Below are 23,402 nucleotides of genomic sequence, written 5' to 3'. Positions count from 1 at the left end.
CGCAAGGTCGTGTACCGGGCCGTGTATGCCGAAATCAATGCGCGGGCCCAGATACAGGCTACGCAGCTTGGCGCCATTACGTTTTTGTCCGAGGCGGAGGTGCGCACGGCGACCGAGACGGTGGAAACCCAGGTGGCCCGGGCCTGGGACTTATGGAAGAAAAAAGCCGAACTGGCGGTCGGGGCGCTGAGCTGATACCGGCATAAACAGTACATGCAGCAAAAGCCGTCAATGAAAATCAGGACGGCACAGGCCGCAGAGCCTTCAATACAACAAGGAGACATCGCATGCTGCGCAAGCTCGACCTTATGCTGGACAGGCTGGTCGGCGCCGTCGAAACGGTGCTGGCCCTGATCCTGATTGCAGCGGTTCTGTTGAACTGCCTGAACATCGCCGGAAGGTATTTTTTTCATTATTCAATCACGGGCGCCGACGAGATCGAGATCTTCGGCATGATTGCCATCAGCTTTGTCGGGCTGATGGTGGTCAGCTGGCGAGATCGCCATTTGCGGATGGACGTGCTCGCGCGCAGCGCGCCGCCATGGCTGCAACGCATTCTCGCGGGGATCGAGCGATTGCTGATCCTGGCGGTCGCGCTGTTGCTGCTGGTCGTGTCGTTCGAATATGTGGACAGGATGTATCAGTTGAACATCATCAGCGAAAACACGGGAATCCCCATGTGGATTCCGCACATCAGCGTTACGCTGGGTTTCGTCCTGACGGTGCTGGTCATCGTCGTGCAGATCATAGCCAGGTGCCGCGCGGTGTTCGGCGCGGGTGGCAAGGCAGGTGACGCATGATCTTCGCTCTGGGGGTTCTGCCCGTCCTGTTCCTGCTTTGCGGTTTTCCCATCTTCATCGTCCTGATCGCCTCGGCGTCGGTGGCGCTGGTGTTCTTCATGCAGATGCCGTTGCCGGTGCTGCACCAGACCTTGTTCGGCGCGCTGGACTCCTATCCGCTGCTGGCCGTGCCGTTCTTCATCTATGCCGGCGAGCTCATGGGGCGGGGTTCCATTACAACGCGCATCGTGGACTTCGTGCAGGAGGGCGTGGGGCCGGTGCGCGGCAGCGTCGGACTGACCACGGTGGGCACGTCGGCCATTTTCGGCGCGATTTCCGGGGTCAGCGCGGCCAGTGTGGCCACCATCGGCCGGGCCATGCTGCCGGCCTTGCGCAAGGACAACTATCCCGAGACGTTTTCCGCCGGGCTGGTGACAGCCATGGGCGCCATCGACGTGGTCATCCCTCCCAGCGTGCCGATGATCATCTACGCGTCGGCGGCCCAGCAATCCTTGCCCAAGCTGTATGCGGCGGGCGTTTTGCCGGGCATCATGATTTCCCTGATGATCGCCGCCTACGTGATCTGGTTCGCCGCCAGGCATAGTATCGGCGCCGGCCGCAAATTCCATTGGAACGCGTTCGTGCGGGCCACGGCGCGCAGCGCCTGGGCGCTTGGCGCTCCGGTCATTATCCTGGGGGGCATCTATGGCGGGGTGTTCTCGCCCACCGAGGCGGCGGCCGTGGCCTGCCTGTATTCCATGATCGTGACCCGTCTGGTGTTCCGCGAGCTGAGCCTGCGCGACATTCTGGATATCGCCCGCACGACGGCGCTGTTCACGTCGCAGATCCTGATCATCGTGGCGTGCGCCAGCGTGTTCGGCTGGCTGTTGACGGTCAACCAGGTGCCGGCGCAGTTGGTCGCCTGGATCAATGGGCTGGCGGTGCCGCACTGGACCTTGCTGCTTACCGTCAATATTTTGCTGCTGGCGGTGGGCTGCTTCATCGATCCGATTTCGGCCATCCTGCTGCTGAGTCCTCTGCTGGTGCCCATGATGCAGGCCATAGGCGTGGACGCCATTCATTTCGGCGTCATCATGACCGTCAACCTGGCCATCGGCTTGTTCCACCCGCCGTTCGGCATCAATATCTTCGTGGCGCAGTCGGTGCTGGGCCTGGATTTGAAAACCATTTACCGGGGCATCGTGCCGTTCCTGCTGATCTATCTGCTGGCGCTGGCCCTGATTACCTATGTTCCCTGGATTTCCCTGGGAAGCATGCGGATGCTGATGGGTAGCTAGTGCGCTGTTCTTGTTAATTCTTAGGAGACAAAACCATGAAGGTAAAAAATACGATAGCCGCCGCGCTGGCGGGCTTGGCCGGGTCGTTCCTGATTTCCGCCGCGGCGGTGGCGGCCCCTCAATACACCATGAAACTGACCACCACGACAACGAACGATGCCGATGTCGAGTGGCTCAAGACCTTGAAGCAGGGGATAGACGAGCATTCCGGAGGGCGGATCAAGGTCGAGATCTATCCGGCCGGACAGCTTGGTTCCGCGCCCAGGACCATCGAGGGCGTTACGATGGGCACCGTTGAGGTGGCGCTGAATGCCTCCGGTTTTTACGAAGGCCTGGATCCCCGCTTCGGGGCGCTCTCGGCCACCGGTATTTTCGACAGCATGAAGCAGGGCGACGAGGTCCTGAACGACCCTCAAATCCGTCAATTGCTTTCCACGTACGGCGCCTCCAAGGGATTCCAGGTGCTGAGCGTCTTCATGCATACGCCGGTTGCGGTGGTCACCACCCAGCCATTCAAGACCCTGGCCGATATCCAGGGGAAGAAGATAAGGGTGCCGGGCTCGCCGCTGTACCTGCATACGTTCAAGGCCTTGGGCGCAGCGCCGCTTTCCACGTCGCTGGGCGAAGTGCTGCCGGCCATGCAGAACGGAACCATCGACGGGGCGGTGGGTGGCAACACCATTTTCACGTCGTTGAAGTTCTATGATGTGACCAAGAACCTGACGTTTCTTCCTTCCACCCATATTGCCGTGGTGGCCATCATCAACTCCCAGTTCCTGAAAACCATTGGGCCGGATCTTGCCAAAGTCGTGAAGGACGCGGCGCTGAAGGCCGACGAGCATATCTACACCTGGGCGGCGCAGGATTCGGAAAACGCCCGCAAGATCTGGGAGGAGCATGGCGGCAAATCGCTGAAGCTCGACGATGCGGACGCCAAGCAGTTCATCAAGGACGCTTCGGCCAGCGCCGACGCGGTGTTCGCCGGACATCCCAAGCTGCTGGAGGACTACAAGGTGTTCAAGGCGGTGGCGGAAAAGTATCGGCAAAAATAGGCCGATGCGCATCCTGCACCGCCAGGCCGGTGCGGCCAAGGGGACTCCGCGTACGGGTTCCGTCGGTTGCATCGAGCCCTTATCCCTTTTTCGTACAAGGTTGCCGAGGCATTTTGGCCGCGAATGAGTCACAATGGTGTTTTGCCGTTTTATGATGGAAAACCCTATGACTCGTATAGTTTTGTTTGAAAACATTCATCCAAGCGCCCGCGAGGTGTTCGCGGCCGCGGGGTTGAACGATGTTGTGGCCCATGCCTCGGCGCTGCCGCCGGAGGCCCTGCGCGAAGCCCTGCAGGGCGCGCAAGCGGTCGGCATCCGTTCCCGCACCCATCTCGATGCGGCGCTGCTGGCCGACCTGCCCGATCTGCGCGTCATCGGCTGCTTCTGCATCGGCACCAACCAGGTGGATCTGGAAACCGCCATGATGCGCGGCATCCCGACATTCAATGCGCCGTTTTCCAATACGCGCTCGGTGGCCGAAATGGTGCTGGGCCAAAGCATACTGCTGTTGCGCCGCATCCCCGAAAAGAACGACCGGGTGCACCACGGCTTCTGGGACAAAACCGCCGACGGGGCCTTCGAGACCCGGGGCAAGACGCTGGGCATCATCGGCTACGGCAATATCGGTTCGCAGGTCGGCACGCTGGCCGAGGCGGCGGGCATGCGGGTGGTGTTCCACGACATCGAGGCCAAGCTGCCGCTGGGCAACGCGCGCGCCTGCACGTCGCTTGCGCAATTGCTTGAACAGTCCGACGTGGTCACGCTGCACGTGCCGGGCGGAAAAGGCACGCAGAACATCATGAACGCGCAAACCATCGCCGCCATGAAGCCCGGCTCCATACTCATCAATGCGTCGCGCGGCACGGTGGTGGATATCGACGCGCTGCACGACGCCCTGCAGTCGGGGCATCTGTCGGGCGCGGCCATCGACGTGTTCCCCACCGAGCCCAAGAGCCGGGACGAGCCCTTGAAAAGTCCGCTCATCGGCATGCGCAATGTGGTGCTTACGCCGCATATCGGCGGCAGTACCCAGGAATCCCAGGAGAACATAGGGCGCGAAGTGGCGGAAAAGCTGGTGCGCTTCATTCTAAGCGGCGCCACGAAGGGGGCCGTCAATTTTCCCGAGATCCCGTACCAGGAGTCGACCGGAACCGCCCGCATCCTGCACGTGCACCGCAACTTGCCGGGGGCGCTGGGCACGCTCAGCAGCCTGGTGGCCGATTTCGGGCTGAATATCGTCAGCCAGCAACTGCAAACCAAGGGCCAGGTCGGCTATGTCATTTCCGACGTGGAGGGGCCGGTCGACGACAAAGTCATGGCCGCATTGCGCGAGCATCCCATCACCATACGCTGCGATCTGGTCTAGGAACGTGGGCGGCCATGCCGCCGCGCCTTCGGCTTCGGCATTTTCAGCTTTTTTAAAGGTGAAAACAGTCATAATTTCCGGTTGATGTGAATTTTCAAGTTTTCCGGGCATTTCGTGACCACACCAGAACCGAACACCTTTTCCGAAGATCTGCACGGCGGCGTGCGCACCGAGGGCAGCACCGACGGGCTGCCTGTGGCGCCCGAACTGAGCCTCAGCCTGGATGCCGCGCGCATGCCGCGCCGCTCGACCCTGATCGACAAACGGGTTGTCCGCATCATCGGGATATCCATGGTGTTGGGGGTTTTTGCCGCCATCGTCGCCAAAGTGCTGATGGTGCTAATCGGGCTGATCACCAACCTGTTCTTCTATGGCCGCTGGTCGACCGCGTTTTCGGCGCCCGCCGAGGCCGTGCCCCATCTGGGCGCCTGGGTCATCGTGATTCCCGTCATCGGCGGCCTGATCGCCGGCGTCATGGCCCGCTGGGGGTCGCGCGCCATACGCGGCCACGGAATACCCGAGGCGATGGAGCAGGTGCTGCTGAACGAATCGCGCATCGCCACCCGCATTACCTTCCTCAAGCCTATTTCCTCCGCCATCGTGATCGGCACGGGCGGACCGTTCGGCGCCGAGGGCCCGATCATCGCCACCGGCGGCGCATTGGGCTCGTTGATCGGCCAGTTGCTCAAGGTTACGGCCAGCGAACGCAAGGTTCTGCTGGCGGCGGGGGCGGCGGCCGGGATGGCGGCGGTGTTTTCCGCGCCCATCGCCGCCGTTGCCCTGGCCGTGGAACTGCTGCTGTTCGAACTGCGGCCGCGCTCGCTGATTCCGGTTGCGCTGGCATGCGTCGTTGCGACGGGCTTGCGGTACTTGCTGCTGGGTACGACCCCGGTGTTCCTGATGGATCCCCTGGATGCGCCGGGCGGCTCGGCGTTGGCCGTGTATGTAGCGATAGGGGCGGTGGTGGGCCTGATCAGCGTGGGCGTGACGCATGCCGTCTACGGCATCGAGGACGCTTTTGAAAAGCTGCCGGTGCACTGGATGTGGTGGCCGGCGATCGGCGCCGTCGTGGTCGGCGTCGTCGGGTATTTCGCGCCGTTGACGCTGGGGGTGGGCTATACCAATATCGAAGACATCCTGAACGGCCGGCTCACGCTTGGCGCCCTGGCCTTCCTGTGCATCATGAAGTTCATCTCGTGGTCGGTATCGCTCAGCAGCGGCACGTCGGGCGGGACGCTGGCGCCGTTGTTCACGATAGGCGGCGCTTTGGGCGGCATGGCGGGCATATTGCTCAGCCTGTATCTGCCCTCGCTGGGCGTTGATCCGCGCATCGCCGCGCTGGTCGGCATGGCCGCGATCTTTGCCGGCGCCTCGCGCGCGCTGTTCACCACCGTCATCTTCGCCTTCGAAACCACGGCCCAGCCCGCAGGCCTGCTGCCCTTGCTGGGCGCCTGCACGGCGGCCTACCTGGTTTCGGCGCTGGTCATGCGCAATACCATCATGACCGAGAAGATTGCCCGGCGCGGCGTGCGGGTTCCATCGGAATACAAGGCCGATTACCTGGAAAGCGTGCTGGTGGGCGATGTATGCGAAACCGATGTGGTCACGCTGAAGGCGACGCAGACCCTGCAGGAAGTGCGCGAATGGATCGCCCAGGGCCTGCCCACAGGCCAGCATCAGGGCTATCCGGTTCTGGATTCGGCGGGCAGCGTGCTGGGCGTGCTGACCCGGCGCACCTTCTTCGACCCGAAACATCCTTCGGACATGACGCTGGGCCAATTGATCGTGCGGCCGCCAATTGCCGTAACGGCGCAGCATACCCTGCGGGAGGCGGCCGACCACATGGTGGTGGAGAACGTCGGCCGGCTGCTGGTGGTGGATCCGGCAAGGCCGGGACACGTATTGGGCATGCTGACCCGGGGCGATCTGCTCTCCGCCCATGGCCGCCGGCTGCGCGAAGGGCATCGGATGCGGCGCCAGCTCAATTTCAAAACCTATCGGCGCCTGCGCCAGCGACGCCACGCAGCCCCCAAGGCTTGATGCGCGTCTTTGGCTTGGACGCCTTCCTGGCTTTGCCGGCGGACGCCCGATTCGGCATGCGTCAGTGGCTGTGAACGGCGGCGCTGCGCACCAGGGTAATAGGCTGCTCCAGCGTTGAACCCGCCTGGCTGCCGCCCGGCAGTATGTCGGCCAGGGTGTAGTTGTCCACGTACTCCAGAAAGCTTTGCAGCGCTCCGTTGAAGATGGCGGCCAGGCCGCATTGCCCGCTGAGCGTGCAGGAATTGCCCTCGGTAAAGCATTCCACCAGGGAGAAGTCGGTTTCGGTGTCGCGGATGACCGCGCCCAGATTGATCTGCTCTGGCGCCTTGGCCAGACGCATGCCGCCGTGTTTGCCGCGCACGGTCTCCAGCCATCCCCGCTGGCTGAGCAGGTGGGTGATTTTCATCAAATGCGGCTGGGAAATGCCATAGGTTTGCGCAACTTCGGCTATGGTGCACAAGCGCTCGGGGTGCTGGGCGACGTGCATCAGCAGGCGCAGCGCGTAATCGGTGAGCGCGGTCAGCCTCATGGCGCGTTTCCTTTGCCTGTGCTTTCGTAGCGGAGGGGCGAGCGGTTCATTGCGGTTTTTTGCGGCTGACCGCGGTAATGCTGATTTGGTTCGCGGACGCCTGGTTCGCGGATGGCCGGCCAGCTGGCGCCTGGGGTTTGACGGCGTCGGGCCGGGGCCTGATGAGCATGGGCACGAAACGCCAGAGGTACAACGCGAATGCCAGAATCCACGCCGTAGCGGCCAAGTGCAGGAAATGCACCGAGAGCGCGCTGGGCCACAGCGCGGCCAGGCGCAGGACGAAGGCCAGCAGCACCAGCCCGTAGGCGGCGAGCATGCTGCGGTCGAGCGCCAGCGGCCGGCCGAGGTGGCCCAGGGCGGTGCGCGTGACCATGCCGATGATCAGCACCGAGAAGCCGCCCATGGCGATGATGTGCACGTGCACGGCGGCGCGGCCGAACAGGTCGGGGCTCAGGCCTGCGATATGCGCGGCGGCGAAAACAAGGCCCAGGCTCATCAGCGTATAGCCGACGTACAGAATCCATAATATGGGTTTGCTTTGCACGGCGGCGGGCTTCCAGGTAACGACCTGGATCAGGCCGATAAGGCCCACGATGGCCAGCGCCGCGGCGGCATAGGCGGCCAGCCCGGCCAGGCCCAGAACGATTGCCGCAACGCCGAGGACCAGTTGAACGTGGCCGCTGCGGGTCTGCATGGGAATCTTCAGCCCCGCGACGGCGCGCATGGCAAAAAACGGAATGACGCGGCGGGCGATGAGCAGGGCGATGATGGCCATGCAGATCAGACCCAGGTCGAATCGGCGCATCAGCTCGATGTAGTTGCCTTGCAGCGCGGCCCGCATATACAGGATGTTGGCGACGCCAAGCCCTAGAACCAGCCAGGGCAGGCCGTAGTTGCGCACGCTTTTGCCCTTGAGCATGACGCGCAGCAGGGCGATGGCGCTGGCGAGGAAGAAGGCGGTTTCGCTGATGCAGGCGGCCTGCACGGCGACCGGCCCGCCCGTTAGATAGCCGATGCGGGCAATGACCCAGAGCAGAGTGAGGACGGCCAGAGGCCAGCCTTTGATCGGGTTGAATCCGGTCCAGGTTGCCGACGCGGTCAGCAGGAAGGCGACGGCGATGGTGGCGATGAAGCCCCAAAGCATTTCATGCGCGTGCCACGCAACGCCCGCCAGCGGTGCGGGAATGAGCTGCGGCGCGAAGATCCAGATGGCGATGGAAACCAGCGCCCACAGGCAGCCCGCGATGTACAGGGGGCGAAAACCCAGGCTGAGGAAAGCCTTGAGGTCGGGACGGACCGCGGGTGGGCGGGCGGGTTCGTCGATCTGGAGGAGTTCAGGCATTGAATACCTCGGTGGGTGCGGCTTCGGGTTTGTTGTACAACTGGTAGCCGTACCACAGACTGCGTGCGATGCGATGCGCGAAGTCTTCGGCCTTTTCCGCGAAAGGCCTGTTGGGCAGGGTTTCGCAGGTAAGATGGAAAAGCTTGAGCCATTGCTGGAACAGCTCGGCGCTAAGGTCGGGCAGGGCTACGTGCACGGGCATGGGCGTGCCGCTGTAGGTGCCCGTGCCGCGCAGCATGGACGACCAGAACTGCACCATGCGTTTCAGGTGCTTGTCCCAGTCCTGGATGTGGCCATTGAAAATAGGGCCCAGCGCCTCGTCGGCGCGTACACGGTCGTAGAAGCTGTAGACCAGGGTAGTGACTTCTTCCTCGGTGCATAGTTCGTCTCGGGTCGCCACAAAGAACTCCAATAGTGATGCGGGTGCGCGGCATGGCTGGCTTGCGCGCGAATCCGGATGCGTGGCGGGTTCAGTCGCCGAAAGCGGGGATTCGTGCCGGCCGGACAGCGTGGCAGGGGTTGAATAAAAAACATCTATTTAATATATATCTTATAAAAATTGCGCTTTGCCGTCAATGAGGGCGGCGTGTGCAAGACGGAAAGGCCGGGGGTGGCTTGGCGACGTCGAGACCTGCAACGGCGCGTCTTTTCGTTGCATCCGTGCTGTGTGTTGCGCAGAATGTGTCGGTTTGTTGCATTCCCGCGGCGGGTGCTATACATTGCTGAAATCCATTCGGCGTTGCCGTGCAATGACCCTGAATCGTTTCATTCTTCGCTCTTGCTTGCATCGCGCGCCAGCGTCGTACCGTCCGGCCGTGCTTCCCCGGAGCACCATTTTCTACCCCGAAGCAAATTCATGTCCCGACTTTCCTCCATTAGTTGTGTGGTTCCCTGCCTGAACGAGGACGCCAACCTGAACGTCTTGTTGCCGCAGCTGCTTGCCGTGCTGGCCGACGCCGCACCGGCGTTCGAGATCATCGTGGTCGATGACGGCAGCAGCGACGGCACGGCCTTGAGCATGAGCCGCTGGGTCGCCGAGCATCCCGAAGTCGTCTACGTGCAACTGTCGCGCAATTTCGGCAAAGAAGCGGCCATGAGCGCCGGCTTCGAAATCGCCAAGGGCCAGGTGGTGGCCAGCCTGGACGCCGACCTGCAACATCCGCCTGCCCTGATTCCCGAAATGCTCAAGCGCTGGGAAGAGGGCGCCGACATGGTTTACGCAGTGCGCTCCTCGCGCGAGGACGAGTCGGCGTTCAAGCGCATCGGCACCAAGCTGTTCTACCAGCTCATGCGCGAATCCGGCGGCATCAAGGTGCCGGAGAACGCCGGCGACTTTCGCCTCATGGACAGGCGGGTGGTCGATGCGCTGCTGTTGCTGCCCGAGCGCAACCGCTTCATGAAGGGGCTGTTCGCCTGGGTGGGCTTCCGGGCCGAGCCGTTCTACTATTCGCCGCCCGAACGCCTGCATGGCGCCACCACCTTCAAGCCGCTCAAGCTGTTCCGCTTCGCGCTGGACGGCCTGACGGCCTTCACCACCTGGCCGCTGCGCCTGTTGAGCGTGTCGGGCATAGGCCTGTCGTTGCTGTCCTTTGTTTATGGCCTGTACATCATCGTCAAGCACTGGATGTATGGCGACGAGGTGCAGGGCTGGGCCACCCTGATCACCGTGGTGCTGTTCTTTGCCGGCATCAACCTGATTTCGGTCGGGGTCCTGGGCGAATACATCGCGCGCATTTTCGGCGAGGTCAAGAACCGGCCCATCTACATCGTTCGAAAGCAAAAGGGCACGGGCCTGGGCGACGGCCCGGATCAACATCAATAACATGCTCCCATCATGAATTTCCTTTCCCGACTGGCAGCCCGGCTGCTGGCCATCCGCTCGACCTGGGCCGTGGCGGTGCTGACCTTTGCCTGGCTGTCGGCCACCACCTGGACGCGTCCGCTGTTCCTGCCGGATGAAGGCCGCTACGTAGGTGTGGCCTGGAACATGCTTCATGGCCACGAAATGCTGGTGCCGCTGCTGGATGGCTTGCCGTTCTTTCACAAGCCGCCGCTGTTCTACTGGATCACGGCCTTCGCCCTGCAGGTTTTCGGGCCCAATGAATGGGCGGGCCGGTTCAGCTCGGTGATCTGCGCCACATTGATGGCCGCCTTGCTGTTCTGGTTTCTCAAGAAGCACGCGAGCCGGAGCGTGGCGGCCATTGCCGCCGTCATCCTGGTGTCTTCGCCGTTTTTGTTCGGGGGCGCGCAATACGCCAACCTGGACATGACGGTGGCGGGCATGATCACGGCCACCGTTATATTGGCCGCCAGCGCGGTGCTGCGCCTGGAGCGGGGCGAAGCCTACCGCGGCATGCTGACCCTGGCCTATGCGGCGGCGGGCCTGGGTTTCTTGGCCAAGGGGCTGATCGGCATCGTGCTGCCGGGCGGCATTATCTTTTTCTGGCTGGTGGGCCGGCGGCGCTTCGACAGCCTGAAACGCCTGTTCTGGCTGCCCAGCGTGGCGGTTTTCTTCGTGGTGTCGCTGCCATGGATGGTGTGGATGCAGTGGCGCTATCCGGGCTTTTTCGACTACTACATCGTCTACCAGCATTTCCAGCGCTTTCTGGAGTCGGGTTTCAACAACCCCCATCCATTCTGGTTCTACGTGCCGGTGGTGATTGCAGCCACCCTGCCGTGGTCCGTCCAGCTTTGGCGCCTGGCCGGCAAGGCGTTCTGGAGGCAGGCGTCCTGTACGGCGGTGGATGGGCTCATGCTGTCCTGGCTGCTGGTCATCCTGGTTTTCTTTTCCATTCCCAGTTCCAAGCTGGTCGGCTATGTTTTGCCCCTGCTTGCGCCTTTGGCGTATTTTCTGGCCTTGCCGTTTGCCCGCCGCTTTGCGGCGGAAGATGGCGGCGCCGACACGATACAGCGCTCCGGGCCGGGCGACGAAGGCGGTACAGGCTCTTCCCGGGCGGTGCGCACCTTCTCGGTGTACCTGGCTATTTCCTTGAGCCTTTGCCTGGTGGCTGTGATCGTCCTGGTGGTGGCGCCCCAGCCGTCGACCAAGGGGCTGGCCCTGAAAATACGAAGTGCGTACAACGACGCCGACCGGGTGATCATGCTCGACCGCATCCGCTACGACTTGGGGTTTTACCTGAGAACGGCCAAGCCGGCGGCCATTGTCACCGACTGGAACGATCCCGAGGTCAAGACGGCCGATACCTGGCGCAAGGAAATCTACGATGCCGCCCAGTTCGATCCGCAGCAGGCGGCCTCGCTATTGGTCAACCCGCAAGACCTGCTGCCCGGCTTGTGCGCCAGACACGATGCGGCGATCTGGCTGGTGGGAGACCGAAACTCCGGCAAGCACTATGCCTTTCTGGCTGGCCTGGCGCCTTTTGCCGAGGACGGCAAACTAAGGGCATGGCGGATTCCCGCAGGTGCCCGGCCCGCGTTTTGCACTGAACCGCCCGAAGCCGGCCTAAAATAAAAGCGATGAAGGCCATGCCAATCGGGATAAGCGCCAGTGAATAGCACGTCCAACCAAACCAAGCGCATTGTTGTGTGCGCCGACGACTTCGGCATGAATGCCGGAATCGACGCGGGCATTTTGCGCCTGGCGGAATTGGGGCGGCTGAACGCCACCAGTTGCCTGGTCGAAGGGCCGGTTTTCGAGCAGGATGCGGCCGCCCTGAAGGCGTCGAACCTGCAAACCGGCCTGCACCTGAACTTTACCGAAGCCTTGACCGTGCCGGGCCTTTTCCTGCCGCTGTCGGAACTGATTCTGCGCGCGTATGCGCGCCGCCTGGACACCGGCCGGCTGCGAACCCAGATTGTGCGGCAATTGGATACCTTCGAAAGCATCATGGGCCGGGCTCCGGATTTCGTGGACGGGCACCAGCATGTCCATCAGTTGCCGCAAATCCGCGAGATACTGCTGCCCGAACTGGTGCGGCGCTATGCGGCGAACCTGCCCTGGCTGCGCTATACCGGCTTGCGCGCCCAGCCGTCCATTCCCGCGCGCCTGCGCTTCAAGGCCCTGGTCATTCAAACCCTGGGTTCGCAAGGCTTTGCGCGGCAGGCGCGGCGCCTTGGCTTCACGCTGAATCCGGGTTTCCTGGGCGTGTATGATTTCCAGGGCGGAGAGGCGGGCTACGGAGCTTTGCTGCAGGCCTGGCTCAGCCATGCGCGCGACGGCGACTTGCTTATGTGCCACCCGGCCGAGCAGGCCGATGCGCAGGATGGGCTGGGCGAGCAAAGAACCGCCGAGTTCCAGGTGCTGGCCGGGCAAGCGGCCGGAGGCTTGCTGCGGGAACACGGGCTTAGCATAATGCCGCGCAAAGCCGCGGGGCGGGTCTGATTGTTCATGCGCCGAGTTTTTTTGAAACCGAACCTTTCCTTATGCTTCGGGAGGCTCTCGCGGCCAAATCCGGGGCGTTGTTGATCACCAGGAGAATGTCATGCCAGTTTCTTTTAGCCCTTTATCCAGCGATTTTTCCGTTTCGCCCCAGTTGACCCCCGAAGATATGGCTCTTGTGGCCGAGGCGGGTTATAAAAGCGTCATTATCAACCGGCCCGATTTCGAGGGCGGGCCTGAGCAGCCGGCGTCGGCCGATGTGATGGCGGCGGCGCGCGCGGCAGGCCTGAAGGTGGAGTACCAGCCGGTCGTCAGCGGCGCCATGACCGTGCAGGACGTCGAGCGGTTTGCGCAATTGCTCAAGGAATTGCCGGCTCCGGTGCTGGCGTATTGCCGCAGCGGCACGCGTTGCGCCAATTTGTACCAGGCCGCTCAGGGTCTTTGATTCTGCTCAAGACTAGGCGTTTTTCCGACTTTATCTTTGGTTCTGTTGTAGGGTAGGATAAATACAGGTAGTTTTCGTCAATCCAACGGTTATTCAAAGGGCAGTTACCATGTTCAAGAAAATACTTATTCCCACCGATGGCTCAACGCTCGCGGCGCAAGCTGCCAACAAGGGCGTGTGCTTCGCGCGCAAAATCGGTGCCGAGGTCGTTGCCTTGTATGTTACCCAGCCCTTTGCCGCCACCGTTGGTTTCGACGGCATGGCCGCCGCCTATGCCATTACCGACGAAGACTACGACAAAACCGCCGCCGAGCAGGCTCAAAAATACCTCAAGGCCGTCATGGATCGCGCCGAAACCGCCGGGGTCAAGGCCACGGCGCGGGCCGTGTCCAACTTCAACGTGGCCGACGGCATCGTCCAGGCTGTCGAAGAAGACAATTGCGATCTCATCTTCATTGGCAGCCACGGTCGCAGCGGCCTGTCGCGTCTCCTGCTGGGCAGCGTCACCATCAAGGTGCTCAGCCTGGCCAAAACGGCCGTCCTGGTCTACCGGGTCAAGGAATCCGAATAATCCAATAAAAATTGCGGCCATGTAGCCGCATTTTTTTATCTGCCCGCGTACGCCTGGGCCGCCGGCCCGAAAAAACGTTCCGGCCTGTGTCCCGGCCGTGTCCGGGCACGGGCGTCATGCCGTCTTGACGCCGCAGCCAGGCATGCCGAAGCGCCGGCTTAAACCGTGCTTTTGGGGGTCAGCCGTTCTTTGTTTTCGGTAATGGCGGCCAGGGTAAGGGGATTCAGCGCTTCGTTGTCGGTCTTGCCGTCGGGGTGCTTGTCCAGGAATTCAAGCATGCGGATGCGCATGCGCGGCTCCCAGAATTTTTGTATGTGGTTGGCCACGCCTTCGAGGCCTTCCGCGCGGTCGGGCATGGCATCGAAAAAATTGCCGATACGATTGGCCAGGCGGATCAATTGGTCGATTTGGTTCACGTGGTTGCTTCCTTGTTGCAGAGATATTCGGGATGGGCGTATAGGGTGAAGGCGTTGTCACGCGCAAAGCCGGCCAGCATGACGTTGAGGTCTTGCGCCATGCGCGCGGCATAGCTGGTTGGGGCCGAAACCGCCACCACGGCCGAAATGTCCGCGGCGGCGCATTTTTGCACCATTTCGAAGCTGGCGCGGCTGGATATGACGGCAAAGCCCTGCCCGCGGTCGGCCTGCGTGCGCAGCAGGTGGCCGATAAGCTTGTCCAGCGCGTTGTGCCTTCCCACGTCTTCGCGCACCTGGCCTATGTTGCCATGCTCGTCGGCCCAGCCGGCGGCGTGTGTGGCGCCGGTAAGCAGGTGCAGGGGCTGCTGCTGGCGCAATTGTTCGACGGCGGCGGAAATGGCCTTGGCCGTTATGGGAGTTTGCCGGCGCGGCAGCGGCGGCAGGTCGCGCTGGACTTCGTCAAGGCTTTCCAGGCCGCACAGCCCGCAGCCCGTGCGGCCCGCCAGGCTGCGGCGGCGCAGCTTGAGCTGGTTCAGGCATGCGCTGGCGATGTCGGCCTGGATGACGATGCCGTTGGGGCGGGCAACGACCTCCAGCCCGTAGATGTCGGAGGCCGAACGGATGATGCCTTCGGTATAGGAAAACCCGTAGGCGAAGTCTTCCAGATCGCACGGCGTGGCCAGAACCGTGGCGTGGCTGATGCCGTTGTACTCGAGGGCGACCGGCACCTCTTGCACCAGTTCGTCCTGTTCGCTGGTGCCGCCGCGCCGGCCGCCCTCGCGCACGACCGTATGCGAGGCATGGCCGGGCATGGCCGGGATGCGGCAGTCGTCGCGCAGCATGGCGGCCGGCACCTTGGCGCCTTCAGCTTTGCGGCACGCTGTCGTGTTCGCGCTCGCGCTCGGCCAGCAGCTTTTGCTGGACATCGCTGAAGCTCGACCACTTGGCCTGCCATTCCGACGGCTGCGTGACCAGGCGGGCCTGCACGGCCGTAACCTTGTACTCGGGGCACTCGGTGGCCCAGTCGGAGTTGTCGGTGGTGATGACGTTGGCGCCGCATTCGGGGAAGTGGAAGGTGGTGTAGACCACGCCGGGCTGGACGCGTTCGGTCACGTCGGCCCGCAGCACGGTTTCGCCTGAACGGCTTTGCACCGCCACCCAATCGCCCTGTTTGATGCCGCGGTCTTCGGCATCTTGCGGGTGGATTTCGAGCAGGTCTTCACTGTGCCACATGACGTTGGGGGTGCGGCGGGTTTGCGCGCCCACGTTGTATTGCGACAGGATGCGGCCGGTGGTAAGCAGCAGCGGGAACTTGCGCGTGCTGCGCTCGTCGCTGGGCACGTATTTGGTGATCATGAACCTGCCCTTGCCGCGCACGAATTCGCCGACGTGCATGATGGGGGTGCCGTCGGGCGCATCGTCGTTGCAAGGCCATTGCAGGCCGCCGCCCATCTCGTCGATTTTCTTGAACGAAACGCCCGAGAAGGTGGGGGTGAGGCGCGCGATTTCGTCCATGATTTCGGACGGGTGGTTGTAGTGCATGGGGTAGCCCATGGCGTTGGACAGGGCGCAGGTGGCTTCCCAGTCGCCCAGGCCGGCCTTGGGCTCCATGACCTTGCGCACGCGCGAGACGCGGCGTTCGGCATTGGTGAAGGTGCCGTCTTTTTCAAGGAAGGACGTGCCGGGCAGGAAGACGCGGGCGTACTTGGCGGTTTCGTTCAGGAACATGTCCTGGACGATGATGCATTCCATGGCAGTCAGCGCCTGCTGCACGTGCTGGGTGTCGGGGTCGGACTGCACGATGTCTTCGCCCTGGCAGTACAGGCCCTTGAACGTGCCGCCGATGGCGGCATCGAACATATTGGGAATACGCAGCCCCGGCTCGGGCTGGATGCTGACGCCCCAGTCCTGCTCGAACTGGTGGCGTACGGCGGCATCGCCGACGTGGCGGTAGCCGGTGAATTCGTGCGGGAAGGAGCCCATGTCGCAGGAGCCTTGCACGTTGTTCTGGCCGCGCAGCGGATTGACGCCCACGCCTTCGCGTCCCATGTTGCCGGTGGCCATGGCCAGGTTGGCGATGGCCATGACGGTGGTCGAACCCTGGCTGTGCTCGGTGACGCCCAGGCCATAGTAGATGGAGCCGTTGCCGTGCGTGGCGAACAGGCGGGCCGCCGCGCGCAGGTCGCCGGCCGGCACGCCGGTGATGGACTCGGTGGCTTCAGGCGAGTTCTCGGGCAGGGAAACGAAATTGCGCCATTGCTCGAAGGCGGGCGTTTCGCAGCGTTCCGCCACGAATTTCTCGTCGATGAGGCCTTCGGTGGCGATGACGTGGGCCATGGCCGTAAGCAGGGCGGTATTGGTGCCGGGCAGCACGGGCAAGTGGTAGTCGGCCTTGATGTGCGGCGAAGAGACCAGTTCGATGGCGCGTGGATCGATGACGATGAGCTTGGCGCCCTGGCGCAGGCGGCGCTTGAGGCGCGAGGCGAAGACCGGATGGGCTGCGCTGGGGTTTGCGCCCATGACGATGACGACGTCGGTATGCATGACCGAGTCGAAGGTCTGCGTGCCGGCCGATTCACCGATGGTGGTCTTGAGGCCGTAGCCGGTGGGCGAGTGGCATACGCGCGCGCAGGTGTCGACGTTGTTGGTGCCGAAAGCGGCGCGCACCAGCTTTTGCACCAGGTAGGTTTCTTCGTTGGTACAGCGCGACGAGGTAATGCCGCCGATGGAATTGCGGCCGTACTTGGCCTGGATGCGCTTGAGCTCGGCGGCGGCGTAGTCGATGGCCTCGTCCCAGGAGACTTCGCGCCAGGGTTCGTTGATGCTGTCGCGGATCATGGGGTTGAGGATGCGGTCTTTGTGGGTGGCATAGCCCCAGGCGAAGCGGCCCTTGACGCAGGAGTGGCCGCGGTTGGCCTTGCCGTCTTTCCAGGGCACCATGCGCACGACTTCCTGGCCTTTCATTTCGGCCTTGAAGGCGCAGCCCACGCCGCAATAGGCGCAGGTGGTGATGACCGAGTGTTCGGACTGGCCTTTTTCGATGACCGTGTTTTCCATGAGCGACGAGGTGGGGCAGGCCTGCACACAGGCGCCGCAGGAAACGCAGTCGCTGTCCAGGAAGCTTTCGTTTTGCCCTGCGGAAATGCGCGATTCGAACCCCTTGCCGCTGACGGTAAGGGCGAAAGTGCCTTGTATGTCGTCGCAGGCGCGCACGCAGCGGCTGCAGACGATGCACTTGGACGGGTCGTAGGTGAAATAGGGGTTGGACTCGTCGGGCTTGTCGTCGAGGTGGTTGACGCCGTCGAAGCCATAGCGCACGTTGCGCAGGCCCACGACCCCGGCCATATCCTGCAGTTCGCAGTCGCCGTTGGCGGGACAGGTAAGGCAGTCCAGGGGGTGGTCGGAAATGTAGAGCTCCATGACGTTGCGGCGCATGTCGTGCAGCTTGGGCGTTTCGGTCCATACCACCATGCCGGCCTCGACCGGGGTAGTGCACGAGGCAGGATAGCCGCGCCGGCCTTCGATCTGCACCAGGCACAGCCGGCACGAGCCGAAGGCCTCGAGGCTGTCGGTGGCGCAAAGCTTGGGAATATTGATGCCCGCTTCGGCGGCTGCCCGCATGATGGAGGTGCCGGCGGGCACTTCGCATTGCTGTCCGTCGATGGTAAGGGAGACGAGTTCGGTGCTGGTGCGCGCCGGCGTGCCGTAGTCTCGTTCGCGTTTGGCGATGGTTTCTAGCATGGTGGTGGCTCCGGGATCAGGCGTGTGCCGCGGGTTGTGGGGTTTTTTCCAGGCCGAAGTCTTCGGGGAAGTGCTCGAGCGCTGAAAGAACGGGGTAGGGCGTCATGCCGCCCAGGGCGCACAGCGAGCCGCCCAGCATCGTGTCGCACAGGTCGTGCAGCAATTCGACCTGCTGGTCGCGCTGCTGGCCGTTGCGGATTTTTTCGATGACTTCGACGCCGCGCACCGAGCCGATGCGGCAGGGCGTGCACTTGCCACAGGATTCGACGGCACAGAATTCCATGGCGTATTGCGCCATTTTGGCCATGTCGACGCTGTCGTCGAAGGCGACCAGGCCGCCGTGGCCGAGCATGGCCGAAATGCCGATGTAGGCTTCGTAGTCGAGCGGCACGTCCCATTGCGATTCGGGCAGGTAGGCGCCCAGCGGTCCGCCGACCTGCACGGCCCGCAAGGGCTTGCCGGTGGCGCTGCCGCCGCCGAAGTCGTACAGCAGTTCGCGCAGGGTAAGGCCGAATGCCATTTCGACCAGGCCGCCGTGCTTGATGTTGCCGGCCAGTTGGAACGGCAGCGTGCCTTTGGAGCGGCCCATGCCGTAGTCGCGGTAGAAGGCCGCGCCCTTGGCCAGGATGGTGGGCACGCTGGCCAGCGAAATGACGTTGTTGATGACCGTGGGCTTGCCGAACAGGCCAGCGATGGCCGGCAGGGGCGGCTTGGCGCGCACTTGCCCGCGCTTGCCTTCCAGGCTTTCGAGCAGCGAGGTTTCTTCGCCGCAGATGTAGGCGCCAGCGCCCACGCGCACTTCGAGGTCGAAGGCGCGGCCGCTGCCGCCGATGTCGTGGCCCAGCCAGCCGACCGAGCGGGCGTTTTCGATGGCGCTGTTGAGCACGGCGATGGCCTGGGGATACTCGGAGCGCACGTAGATGTAGCCGTAGTTGGCACCCACCGCCAGGCCGGCGATGGTCATGCCTTCGATGAGCACGTAGGGGTCGCCTTCCATGAGCATGCGGTCGGAGAACGTGCCCGAGTCGCCTTCGTCGGCGTTGCACACGATGTATTTTTGCTCGGCCGGCGTGCCGAGTACGGTCTTCCACTTGATGCCAGTGGGGAAGGCGGCGCCGCCCCGGCCGCGCAGGCCGGACTGGATGACTTCTTCGACAATGGCTTCAGGGGCCAGGGTGAGCGCTTTTTTCAGGCCCTCGAAACCGCCCAGGGATTGATAGTCGCCCAGGCTGAGGGGGTCGGTGATGCCGACGCGGGCGAAAGTAAGCCGCTGCTGCTTGGCCAGGTAGGGGATTTCTTCGGTGAGGCCGTGGCACAGCGAGTGCTTGCTGCCTTCCAGCCAGCCGGCCTCGAACAGCCCGGCGACGTCTTCGGCCTGTACGGGCCCGTAGGCGACCCGGCCCTTGGGTGTCTGGATTTCGACCATGGGTTCGAGCCACAGCATGCCGCGCGACCCGTTGCGCACGACCTGCACGTTGGCGCCGCGGCGGCTGGCTTCCTGGCTGATGGCCAGGGCGGTTTCGTCGGCGCCGACGGCAAGCGCGGCGGCGTCGATGGGGACGAAAATTTTAATGGCTTGTGTCATTTTTATTACACCCCTTGCGCGTCGAGCAGGTGATCGAGCTTGTCGGCGGTCATGCGCGCGTGCGCACGGCCGTTGATCATGACGGCCGGCGACTGGGCACAGAGGCCAAGGCAGTAGACCGGTTCGAGCGTGACCTGGCCGTCGGCCGTGGTGTCGTGGAAATCGCAGCCCAATTTTTGCTGCGCGTGCCGGGCAAGCTGTTCGCCGCCCATGGCCTGACAGGACTCGGCCCGGCATACCTCCAGGACGACCTTGCCGGCCGGCTTCTGGCGGAAATGCGAGTAAAAGCCGATGACCCCCTGGATTTCGGCCCGCGACAATTGAAGTTCTTTGGCGATGACGGGAACCGCGCTGGCGGGGATATAGCCCAGGGCATGCTGGATGGCATGCAGGATGGGAAGCAGGCTACCGGGCTGGCCGGCATAGTGCTGCAGGGCTTGTTGGGTTACCTGCAGTACGGTTGACTCGGAAATAGGAGCTTCCGGGGAGTTGGGCATGGCTATTCCTGTAAGGTGGATACAAGGGGTAGCGGGCGAGCGGCTGCTGATTTATTATGTGTATCAGTGCATAATAACCCGGTTCCAATTGCCATAATTTACTAGGCATTTTCCATCGATTCAATAGGCAATTCATGACATATAAATTTCGGGCGCGCCTCGACGCTGGCTGGATGCTGGAAAAACCCGAAGGCGACAGGCTGGCGCTTAGCGAGATGCTGCGTTTGCTGGCTGCCATCGAATCCTCCGGAAACATCGCCGGCGCGTGCCGTGCCTGCGGAGTTTCGTACCGGCACGCCTGGGGCGTGCTGCGCAATGCCGAAAAGGATCTGGGCCGCCCCTTGCTGGAAACCAGCCGCAGGCAGGGCACCAAACTTACCCGGTTCGCCCAGCAGTTGCTTTGGGCCAACCGGCGCATCGAAATCCGGCTTGCTCCCGTGCTGGAAGGCATTACTCAGGAATTGCAGCGCGAAATCGATGCCTTGTACGTGGAAAACGGCACCAAGCTGCGCATGCATGCCAGCCATGGCTTTGCGGTCGAGGGGCTGATGCAGGTGGTGGGCGAGCAAGACACGGCCCAGATCGAATTGCGCTATCGCACGGCCATCGAAGCCCTGGTGTCGCTGAACCGCGGCGAGTGCGATCTGGCCGGCTTCCAGGTGCCGGTGGGCGAGTTCGAGAAGCCCATACTGCAGCACTATATGCCCTGGCTCGACCCTGAAAAGCACTGCCTTATCTATTTGGCGCAGCGCGATACGGGCTTTTTCGTGCAGCCGGGCAATCCGCGCAAAATCCGCACGGTGGCCGACCTGAACCAGCCCGACGTGCGTTTCGTCAATCGGCAGGTGGGGTCCAGCACCCGGCTGATGATCAGCCTGATGCTGCGTCAAAAGGGCATAGATCCGGCCAGCATACGGGGCTTCGAGACCAGCGAATTCACCCATATGGCGGTCGCCGCGCACGTGGTGGGCGGCATGGCCGACGTCGGCATCGGGGTCGAGACGGCGGCATGGCGCTGCGGCCTGGATTTCATTCCCCTGGCCAAAGAGCGTTACTTTTTCGCCGTGCGGCGCGACAACTTGTTGTCGCCGCCCATGCAGCAGTTCATTGGCCTGCTGCTGGAAGACACCTATCAGTCGTTCGTCAAGCAACTGGTTGGCTACGATGCCACGGGCCTGGGCCGGGTCATGCCTTTGCAAGAGGCGTTTCGCGAGACGTTCGGCCGTGCGTCGCGCGCGGCCTGAACGCGGCGAATCAAAAGCGGATACGATAGCAGCATGAGCAGAGTCATTCCCCATATCGGCAAGCAGCCCCCCTCGAACCTCGCGGAGCGCGCGGCTTCGACCACGCCTCCCGGGCCCGGCGAGCCCTTGCTCGACGCCCGGCGCCGGCCGCTGCGCGACCTGCGCATATCGGTCACGGACAAATGCAATTTTCGATGTACCTACTGTATGCCGCGCGAGGTGTTCGGCGCCGACTACCAGTTCATGCCGCATTCCTATCTGCTCACGTTCGAGGAAATCACGCGTGTGGCGCGCACGGCGGCGCAACTGGGTGTGGCGAAATTCCGTCTGACCGGTGGCGAGCCCCTGTTGCGCAAAGATCTCGAGCGGCTGGTCGGCATGCTGGCCGAGTTGCGCACGCCCGTCGGGCGGCCCGTTGAACTCACCCTTACCACCAACGGCACTTTGCTGGCCAGGAAGGCTGGCGCGCTGAAGGCGGCAGGCCTGGGCCGCGTTACCGTCAGCCTGGATGCCCTGGACGACACGCTGTTCGAGCGCATGAGCGATAGCAGTGTTCCGGTGCGCACCATTCTCGACGGCATCGACGAAGCCGCCCGGGTGGGGTTGCCCGTCAAGGTGAACATGGTGGTGCGCAAAAGGCTCAACGATGGCCAGATTCTGCCCATGGCGCGGCATTTTCGCCATTCGGGGCATATTTTGCGCTTCATCGAATACATGGACGTGGGTTCGACCAATGGCTGGAACCTGGCCGAGGTCGTGACGGGCGCGGAAATCCTGCGCCGGATCCAGCAGGAGTTCCCCGTCGAGCCATTGCAGGCCGATTATCGCGGCGAAGTCGCCGCGCGCTGGCGCTATCTGGACGGCGCCGGGGAAATCGGCCTGATCACCAGTGTGTCGCAGCCGTTTTGCGGCGATTGCACCCGGGCGCGCCTGTCGCCCGAAGGCAAGCTTTTCCTGTGCCTGTTTGCCGATCACGGTTATGACTTGCGTGCGTTGCTGCGCGGCGGCGCCAGCGACGGGCAGCTGGCGGAGCGCCTGGCCGGGGTATGGAGGGGGCGGGACGACCAGTATTCCGAGCTGCGTGGCCGAAACACAGCGCCGCTGCACAAGGTCGAAATGAGCTATATCGGCGGATAGCGCGAACGGCTCATGATCCAGCGCGACATCATCAGCGGCGTGATACTGGCCGGCGGGCAGGCCCGCCGCATGCAGAACGGCGCGGGGGAGCCCGTAGAGAAGGGCCTGCTGACCTTGCACGGCGAGCCGCTGGTCGCCTGGGCGCGGCGCTATCTGGCTCCCAGGGTGGGAACCCTGTATGTCAGCGCAAACCGCTGCGCCGAAGTCTACGGCCGTTATGGCCAGGTGGTGGGCGATGATCCCGCCCTGGGTGAAAACCTGGGGCCCCTGGCGGGCCTGGCCAGCGTCATGGCCGGGGCAAGTACCCCGTGGCTGCTGTCACTGCCGGTGGACGTGCCGGCGCCGCCGGTCGACTTGCTGGAGCGCCTGGCCGCCAGGGTTCTGGAAGAGAACGCGCCGATTGCCTATGCGGCGTGTGGAGAGGACCGCCACCCCTTGTGCATGCTGGTTCATTGCCGCACGCTTGGCAGCCTGCGCGACTATTTACGTAGCGGCGGGCGCAAGGTCCGGGCCTGGCAAGCGCAGAATGGCGCCGTCCCGGTGGAGTTTCCGGCTGGCGAAGCCGCCTTCTTCAACATCAACGCTCCCGAAGACATCGCCCGCGCCCGGGAAATCATTCCTCCCCCGACTGCATAGCACACGGCGTGGGGGCGTTTCCTTGCCGCCGGGCCGTCCCAAGGCAAAGGGCGGCCCTTTTCTACACCTGCCAGTGGGCGAAGTCGTAGTAGGCCACGGTGTCGCCGTTGCCGACCAGGGTGTTGGCGGGAATGCGCGCCACGCCGGTGGCCCAGGGCAGGGAGCTGATTACCCCCGAGCCTTGCTGTGCGTAGGGCGACAGGCTGGTCGAGCCGTCGTCGGCATGGCTGGCCCGCACGCGGATGAATTCTTCGCGTGTCTCGTTGAACGTGGTGGCGCTGTCGAGCTTGCCGTAGCTGACGTCGGGCAGCAGGCGTTCGCGGCCTTGCATGGCCCGGATCATGGGCGAGACCAGGAGGGTGAAGACGACATAGGCCGAGACGGG

Annotated in this window: 21 protein-coding genes and 2 pseudogenes; 14 read left to right on the top strand and 9 right to left on the bottom strand. The window is 63.2% G+C overall.

Going from position 1 to position 23,402, the window contains the following annotated elements; translation table 11 throughout:
- The 6 genes and pseudogenes from VNT00_RS05770 to VNT00_RS05745 all read left to right on the top strand — a co-directional run.
- Positions 1–195 (top strand): annotated as a pseudogene (locus VNT00_RS05770) (class II aldolase/adducin family protein); the annotation flags it as partial.
- Positions 196–287: 92 nt separating this feature from the next.
- The gene (locus tag VNT00_RS05765; RefSeq protein ID WP_325585405.1) at positions 288–800 is read left to right on the top strand and encodes a TRAP transporter small permease; all 513 of its coding nucleotides are present in this window, start codon (positions 288–290) and stop codon (positions 798–800) included.
- The gene (locus VNT00_RS05760) at positions 797–2,077 is read left to right on the top strand and encodes a TRAP transporter large permease (RefSeq protein WP_325585403.1); all 1,281 of its coding nucleotides are present in this window, start codon (positions 797–799) and stop codon (positions 2,075–2,077) included. Before VNT00_RS05765 ends, VNT00_RS05760 begins: the two co-directional genes overlap by 4 nt.
- 35 nt (positions 2,078–2,112) lie before the next feature.
- Positions 2,113–3,129: a TRAP transporter substrate-binding protein gene (locus tag VNT00_RS05755; RefSeq protein ID WP_325585401.1), complete on the top strand. Its 1,017-nt coding sequence runs from the start codon at positions 2,113–2,115 to the stop codon at positions 3,127–3,129.
- A gap of 166 nt (positions 3,130–3,295) precedes the next feature.
- Entirely contained in the window at positions 3,296–4,495 is a 1,200-nt protein-coding gene (serA, locus tag VNT00_RS05750; RefSeq protein ID WP_325585399.1) for a phosphoglycerate dehydrogenase, read from the top strand.
- A 114-nt stretch (positions 4,496–4,609) separates the two neighbouring features.
- A complete protein-coding gene (locus VNT00_RS05745; protein ID WP_325585397.1) occupies positions 4,610–6,535 on the top strand; it encodes a chloride channel protein in 1,926 nt (641 codons plus the stop codon).
- Positions 6,536–6,596: 61 nt separating this feature from the next.
- Here the strand turns inward: VNT00_RS05745 and VNT00_RS05740 are convergent, their stop codons facing one another.
- From VNT00_RS05740 to VNT00_RS05730, 3 genes are read right to left on the bottom strand one after another with little or no spacing between them, the layout of a single operon-like run.
- Positions 6,597–7,064, bottom strand: coding sequence for an RrF2 family transcriptional regulator (locus tag VNT00_RS05740; RefSeq protein ID WP_325585395.1), 468 nt, complete (start codon positions 7,062–7,064; stop codon positions 6,597–6,599).
- Positions 7,065–7,110: 46 nt separating this feature from the next.
- Positions 7,111–8,406 (bottom strand): NnrS family protein, encoded by a 1,296-nt coding sequence (locus VNT00_RS05735; protein WP_325585393.1) that lies wholly within the window; start codon positions 8,404–8,406, stop codon positions 7,111–7,113.
- A complete protein-coding gene (locus VNT00_RS05730) occupies positions 8,399–8,806 on the bottom strand; it encodes a group III truncated hemoglobin (RefSeq protein ID WP_325585391.1) in 408 nt (135 codons plus the stop codon). The genes VNT00_RS05735 and VNT00_RS05730 overlap by 8 nt, the downstream gene beginning before the upstream one ends.
- A gap of 456 nt (positions 8,807–9,262) precedes the next feature.
- On the opposite strand from VNT00_RS05730, the gene VNT00_RS05725 reads away from it, so the two are divergent.
- The 5 genes from VNT00_RS05725 (at position 9,263) to VNT00_RS05705 (ending at position 13,761) form a co-directional block, all read left to right on the top strand.
- On the top strand, positions 9,263–10,228 hold the full coding sequence (locus VNT00_RS05725) for a glycosyltransferase family 2 protein (RefSeq protein WP_325585389.1): 966 nt from the start codon (positions 9,263–9,265) through the stop codon (positions 10,226–10,228).
- A gap of 12 nt (positions 10,229–10,240) precedes the next feature.
- A complete protein-coding gene (locus tag VNT00_RS05720) occupies positions 10,241–11,878 on the top strand; it encodes a glycosyltransferase family 39 protein (RefSeq protein ID WP_325585387.1) in 1,638 nt (545 codons plus the stop codon).
- A 36-nt stretch (positions 11,879–11,914) separates the two neighbouring features.
- Positions 11,915–12,748, top strand: coding sequence for a ChbG/HpnK family deacetylase (locus tag VNT00_RS05715; RefSeq protein ID WP_325585385.1), 834 nt, complete (start codon positions 11,915–11,917; stop codon positions 12,746–12,748).
- A gap of 100 nt (positions 12,749–12,848) precedes the next feature.
- Complete coding sequence (locus VNT00_RS05710; RefSeq protein ID WP_325585382.1) at positions 12,849–13,190, top strand: protein tyrosine phosphatase family protein; 342 nt, start codon at positions 12,849–12,851, stop codon at positions 13,188–13,190.
- 109 nt (positions 13,191–13,299) lie between these two features.
- A complete protein-coding gene (locus tag VNT00_RS05705) occupies positions 13,300–13,761 on the top strand; it encodes a universal stress protein (protein WP_325585380.1) in 462 nt (153 codons plus the stop codon).
- A gap of 158 nt (positions 13,762–13,919) precedes the next feature.
- Here VNT00_RS05705 and VNT00_RS05700 read toward each other — a convergent pair whose 3' ends face one another.
- Genes VNT00_RS05700 through VNT00_RS05680 form a run of 5 tightly spaced genes read right to left on the bottom strand, consistent with a single transcriptional unit; the run spans position 13,920 to position 20,000 of the window.
- Positions 13,920–14,177, bottom strand: a complete 258-nt coding sequence (locus VNT00_RS05700; RefSeq protein WP_325585378.1) for a formate dehydrogenase subunit delta — start codon at positions 14,175–14,177, stop codon at positions 13,920–13,922.
- Positions 14,174–15,019, bottom strand: a complete 846-nt coding sequence (gene fdhD / locus VNT00_RS05695; RefSeq protein WP_325585376.1) for a formate dehydrogenase accessory sulfurtransferase FdhD — start codon at positions 15,017–15,019, stop codon at positions 14,174–14,176. The genes VNT00_RS05700 and fdhD overlap by 4 nt, the downstream gene beginning before the upstream one ends.
- Before the next feature lie 22 nt (positions 15,020–15,041).
- On the bottom strand, positions 15,042–17,918 hold the full coding sequence (fdhF, locus tag VNT00_RS05690) for a formate dehydrogenase subunit alpha (protein WP_325585375.1): 2,877 nt from the start codon (positions 17,916–17,918) through the stop codon (positions 15,042–15,044).
- A gap of 16 nt (positions 17,919–17,934) precedes the next feature.
- On the bottom strand, positions 17,935–19,503 hold the full coding sequence (locus VNT00_RS05685) for a formate dehydrogenase beta subunit (protein WP_325585373.1): 1,569 nt from the start codon (positions 19,501–19,503) through the stop codon (positions 17,935–17,937).
- Positions 19,504–19,508: 5 nt separating this feature from the next.
- Positions 19,509–20,000 carry a formate dehydrogenase subunit gamma gene (locus VNT00_RS05680; protein ID WP_325585371.1) on the bottom strand — a complete coding sequence of 164 codons (492 nt, stop codon included), beginning with the start codon at positions 19,998–20,000 and terminating at the stop codon, positions 19,509–19,511.
- A gap of 134 nt (positions 20,001–20,134) precedes the next feature.
- Here VNT00_RS05680 and VNT00_RS05675 point away from each other — a divergent pair, with 134 nt between their 5' ends.
- Genes VNT00_RS05675 through mobA form a run of 3 tightly spaced genes read left to right on the top strand, consistent with a single transcriptional unit; the run spans position 20,135 to position 23,017 of the window.
- The gene (locus tag VNT00_RS05675; RefSeq protein WP_325585369.1) at positions 20,135–21,244 is read left to right on the top strand and encodes a substrate-binding domain-containing protein; all 1,110 of its coding nucleotides are present in this window, start codon (positions 20,135–20,137) and stop codon (positions 21,242–21,244) included.
- 33 nt (positions 21,245–21,277) lie between these two features.
- Positions 21,278–22,381 (top strand): GTP 3',8-cyclase MoaA, encoded by a 1,104-nt coding sequence (gene moaA, locus VNT00_RS05670; RefSeq protein WP_325585367.1) that lies wholly within the window; start codon positions 21,278–21,280, stop codon positions 22,379–22,381.
- Positions 22,382–22,393: 12 nt separating this feature from the next.
- Positions 22,394–23,017, top strand: a complete 624-nt coding sequence (mobA, locus tag VNT00_RS05665) for a molybdenum cofactor guanylyltransferase MobA (RefSeq protein ID WP_325585365.1) — start codon at positions 22,394–22,396, stop codon at positions 23,015–23,017.
- A gap of 61 nt (positions 23,018–23,078) precedes the next feature.
- Here the strand turns inward: mobA and VNT00_RS05660 are convergent.
- Positions 23,079–23,402, bottom strand: a pseudogene (locus VNT00_RS05660) (molybdopterin molybdotransferase MoeA); the annotation flags it as partial.

Origin of the sequence: Eoetvoesiella sp. (assembly GCF_035555955.1) — a bacterium.
GTDB lineage: Bacteria > Pseudomonadota > Gammaproteobacteria > Burkholderiales > Burkholderiaceae_B > Eoetvoesia.
The sequence above is the reverse complement of the archived record's forward strand: the minus strand, read 5'-3'. Positions and strand labels throughout refer to the sequence as shown.

Excerpts from the sequence above, each read along its gene's own strand:
- VNT00_RS05765 (WP_325585405.1), top strand. The coding sequence starts at position 288 with ATGCTGCGCAAGCTCGACCTTATGCTGGACAGGCTGGTCGGCGCCGTC.
- VNT00_RS05760 (WP_325585403.1), top strand. The coding sequence starts at position 797 with ATGATCTTCGCTCTGGGGGTTCTGCCCGTCCTGTTCCTGCTTTGCGGT.
- VNT00_RS05755 (WP_325585401.1), top strand. The coding sequence starts at position 2,113 with ATGAAGGTAAAAAATACGATAGCCGCCGCGCTGGCGGGCTTGGCCGGG.
- serA (WP_325585399.1), top strand. The coding sequence starts at position 3,296 with ATGACTCGTATAGTTTTGTTTGAAAACATTCATCCAAGCGCCCGCGAG.
- VNT00_RS05740 (WP_325585395.1), bottom strand. The coding sequence starts at position 7,064 with ATGAGGCTGACCGCGCTCACCGATTACGCGCTGCGCCTGCTGATGCAC.
- VNT00_RS05735 (WP_325585393.1), bottom strand. The coding sequence starts at position 8,406 with ATGCCTGAACTCCTCCAGATCGACGAACCCGCCCGCCCACCCGCGGTC.
- VNT00_RS05725 (WP_325585389.1), top strand. The coding sequence starts at position 9,263 with ATGTCCCGACTTTCCTCCATTAGTTGTGTGGTTCCCTGCCTGAACGAG.
- VNT00_RS05720 (WP_325585387.1), top strand. The coding sequence starts at position 10,241 with ATGAATTTCCTTTCCCGACTGGCAGCCCGGCTGCTGGCCATCCGCTCG.
- VNT00_RS05710 (WP_325585382.1), top strand. The coding sequence starts at position 12,849 with ATGCCAGTTTCTTTTAGCCCTTTATCCAGCGATTTTTCCGTTTCGCCC.
- VNT00_RS05705 (WP_325585380.1), top strand. The coding sequence starts at position 13,300 with ATGTTCAAGAAAATACTTATTCCCACCGATGGCTCAACGCTCGCGGCG.
- fdhD (WP_325585376.1), bottom strand. The coding sequence starts at position 15,019 with ATGCTGCGCGACGACTGCCGCATCCCGGCCATGCCCGGCCATGCCTCG.
- fdhF (WP_325585375.1), bottom strand. The coding sequence starts at position 17,918 with ATGCTAGAAACCATCGCCAAACGCGAACGAGACTACGGCACGCCGGCG.
- VNT00_RS05685 (WP_325585373.1), bottom strand. The coding sequence starts at position 19,503 with ATGACACAAGCCATTAAAATTTTCGTCCCCATCGACGCCGCCGCGCTT.
- VNT00_RS05680 (WP_325585371.1), bottom strand. The coding sequence starts at position 20,000 with ATGCCCAACTCCCCGGAAGCTCCTATTTCCGAGTCAACCGTACTGCAG.
- VNT00_RS05675 (WP_325585369.1), top strand. The coding sequence starts at position 20,135 with ATGACATATAAATTTCGGGCGCGCCTCGACGCTGGCTGGATGCTGGAA.
- moaA (WP_325585367.1), top strand. The coding sequence starts at position 21,278 with ATGAGCAGAGTCATTCCCCATATCGGCAAGCAGCCCCCCTCGAACCTC.
- mobA (WP_325585365.1), top strand. The coding sequence starts at position 22,394 with ATGATCCAGCGCGACATCATCAGCGGCGTGATACTGGCCGGCGGGCAG.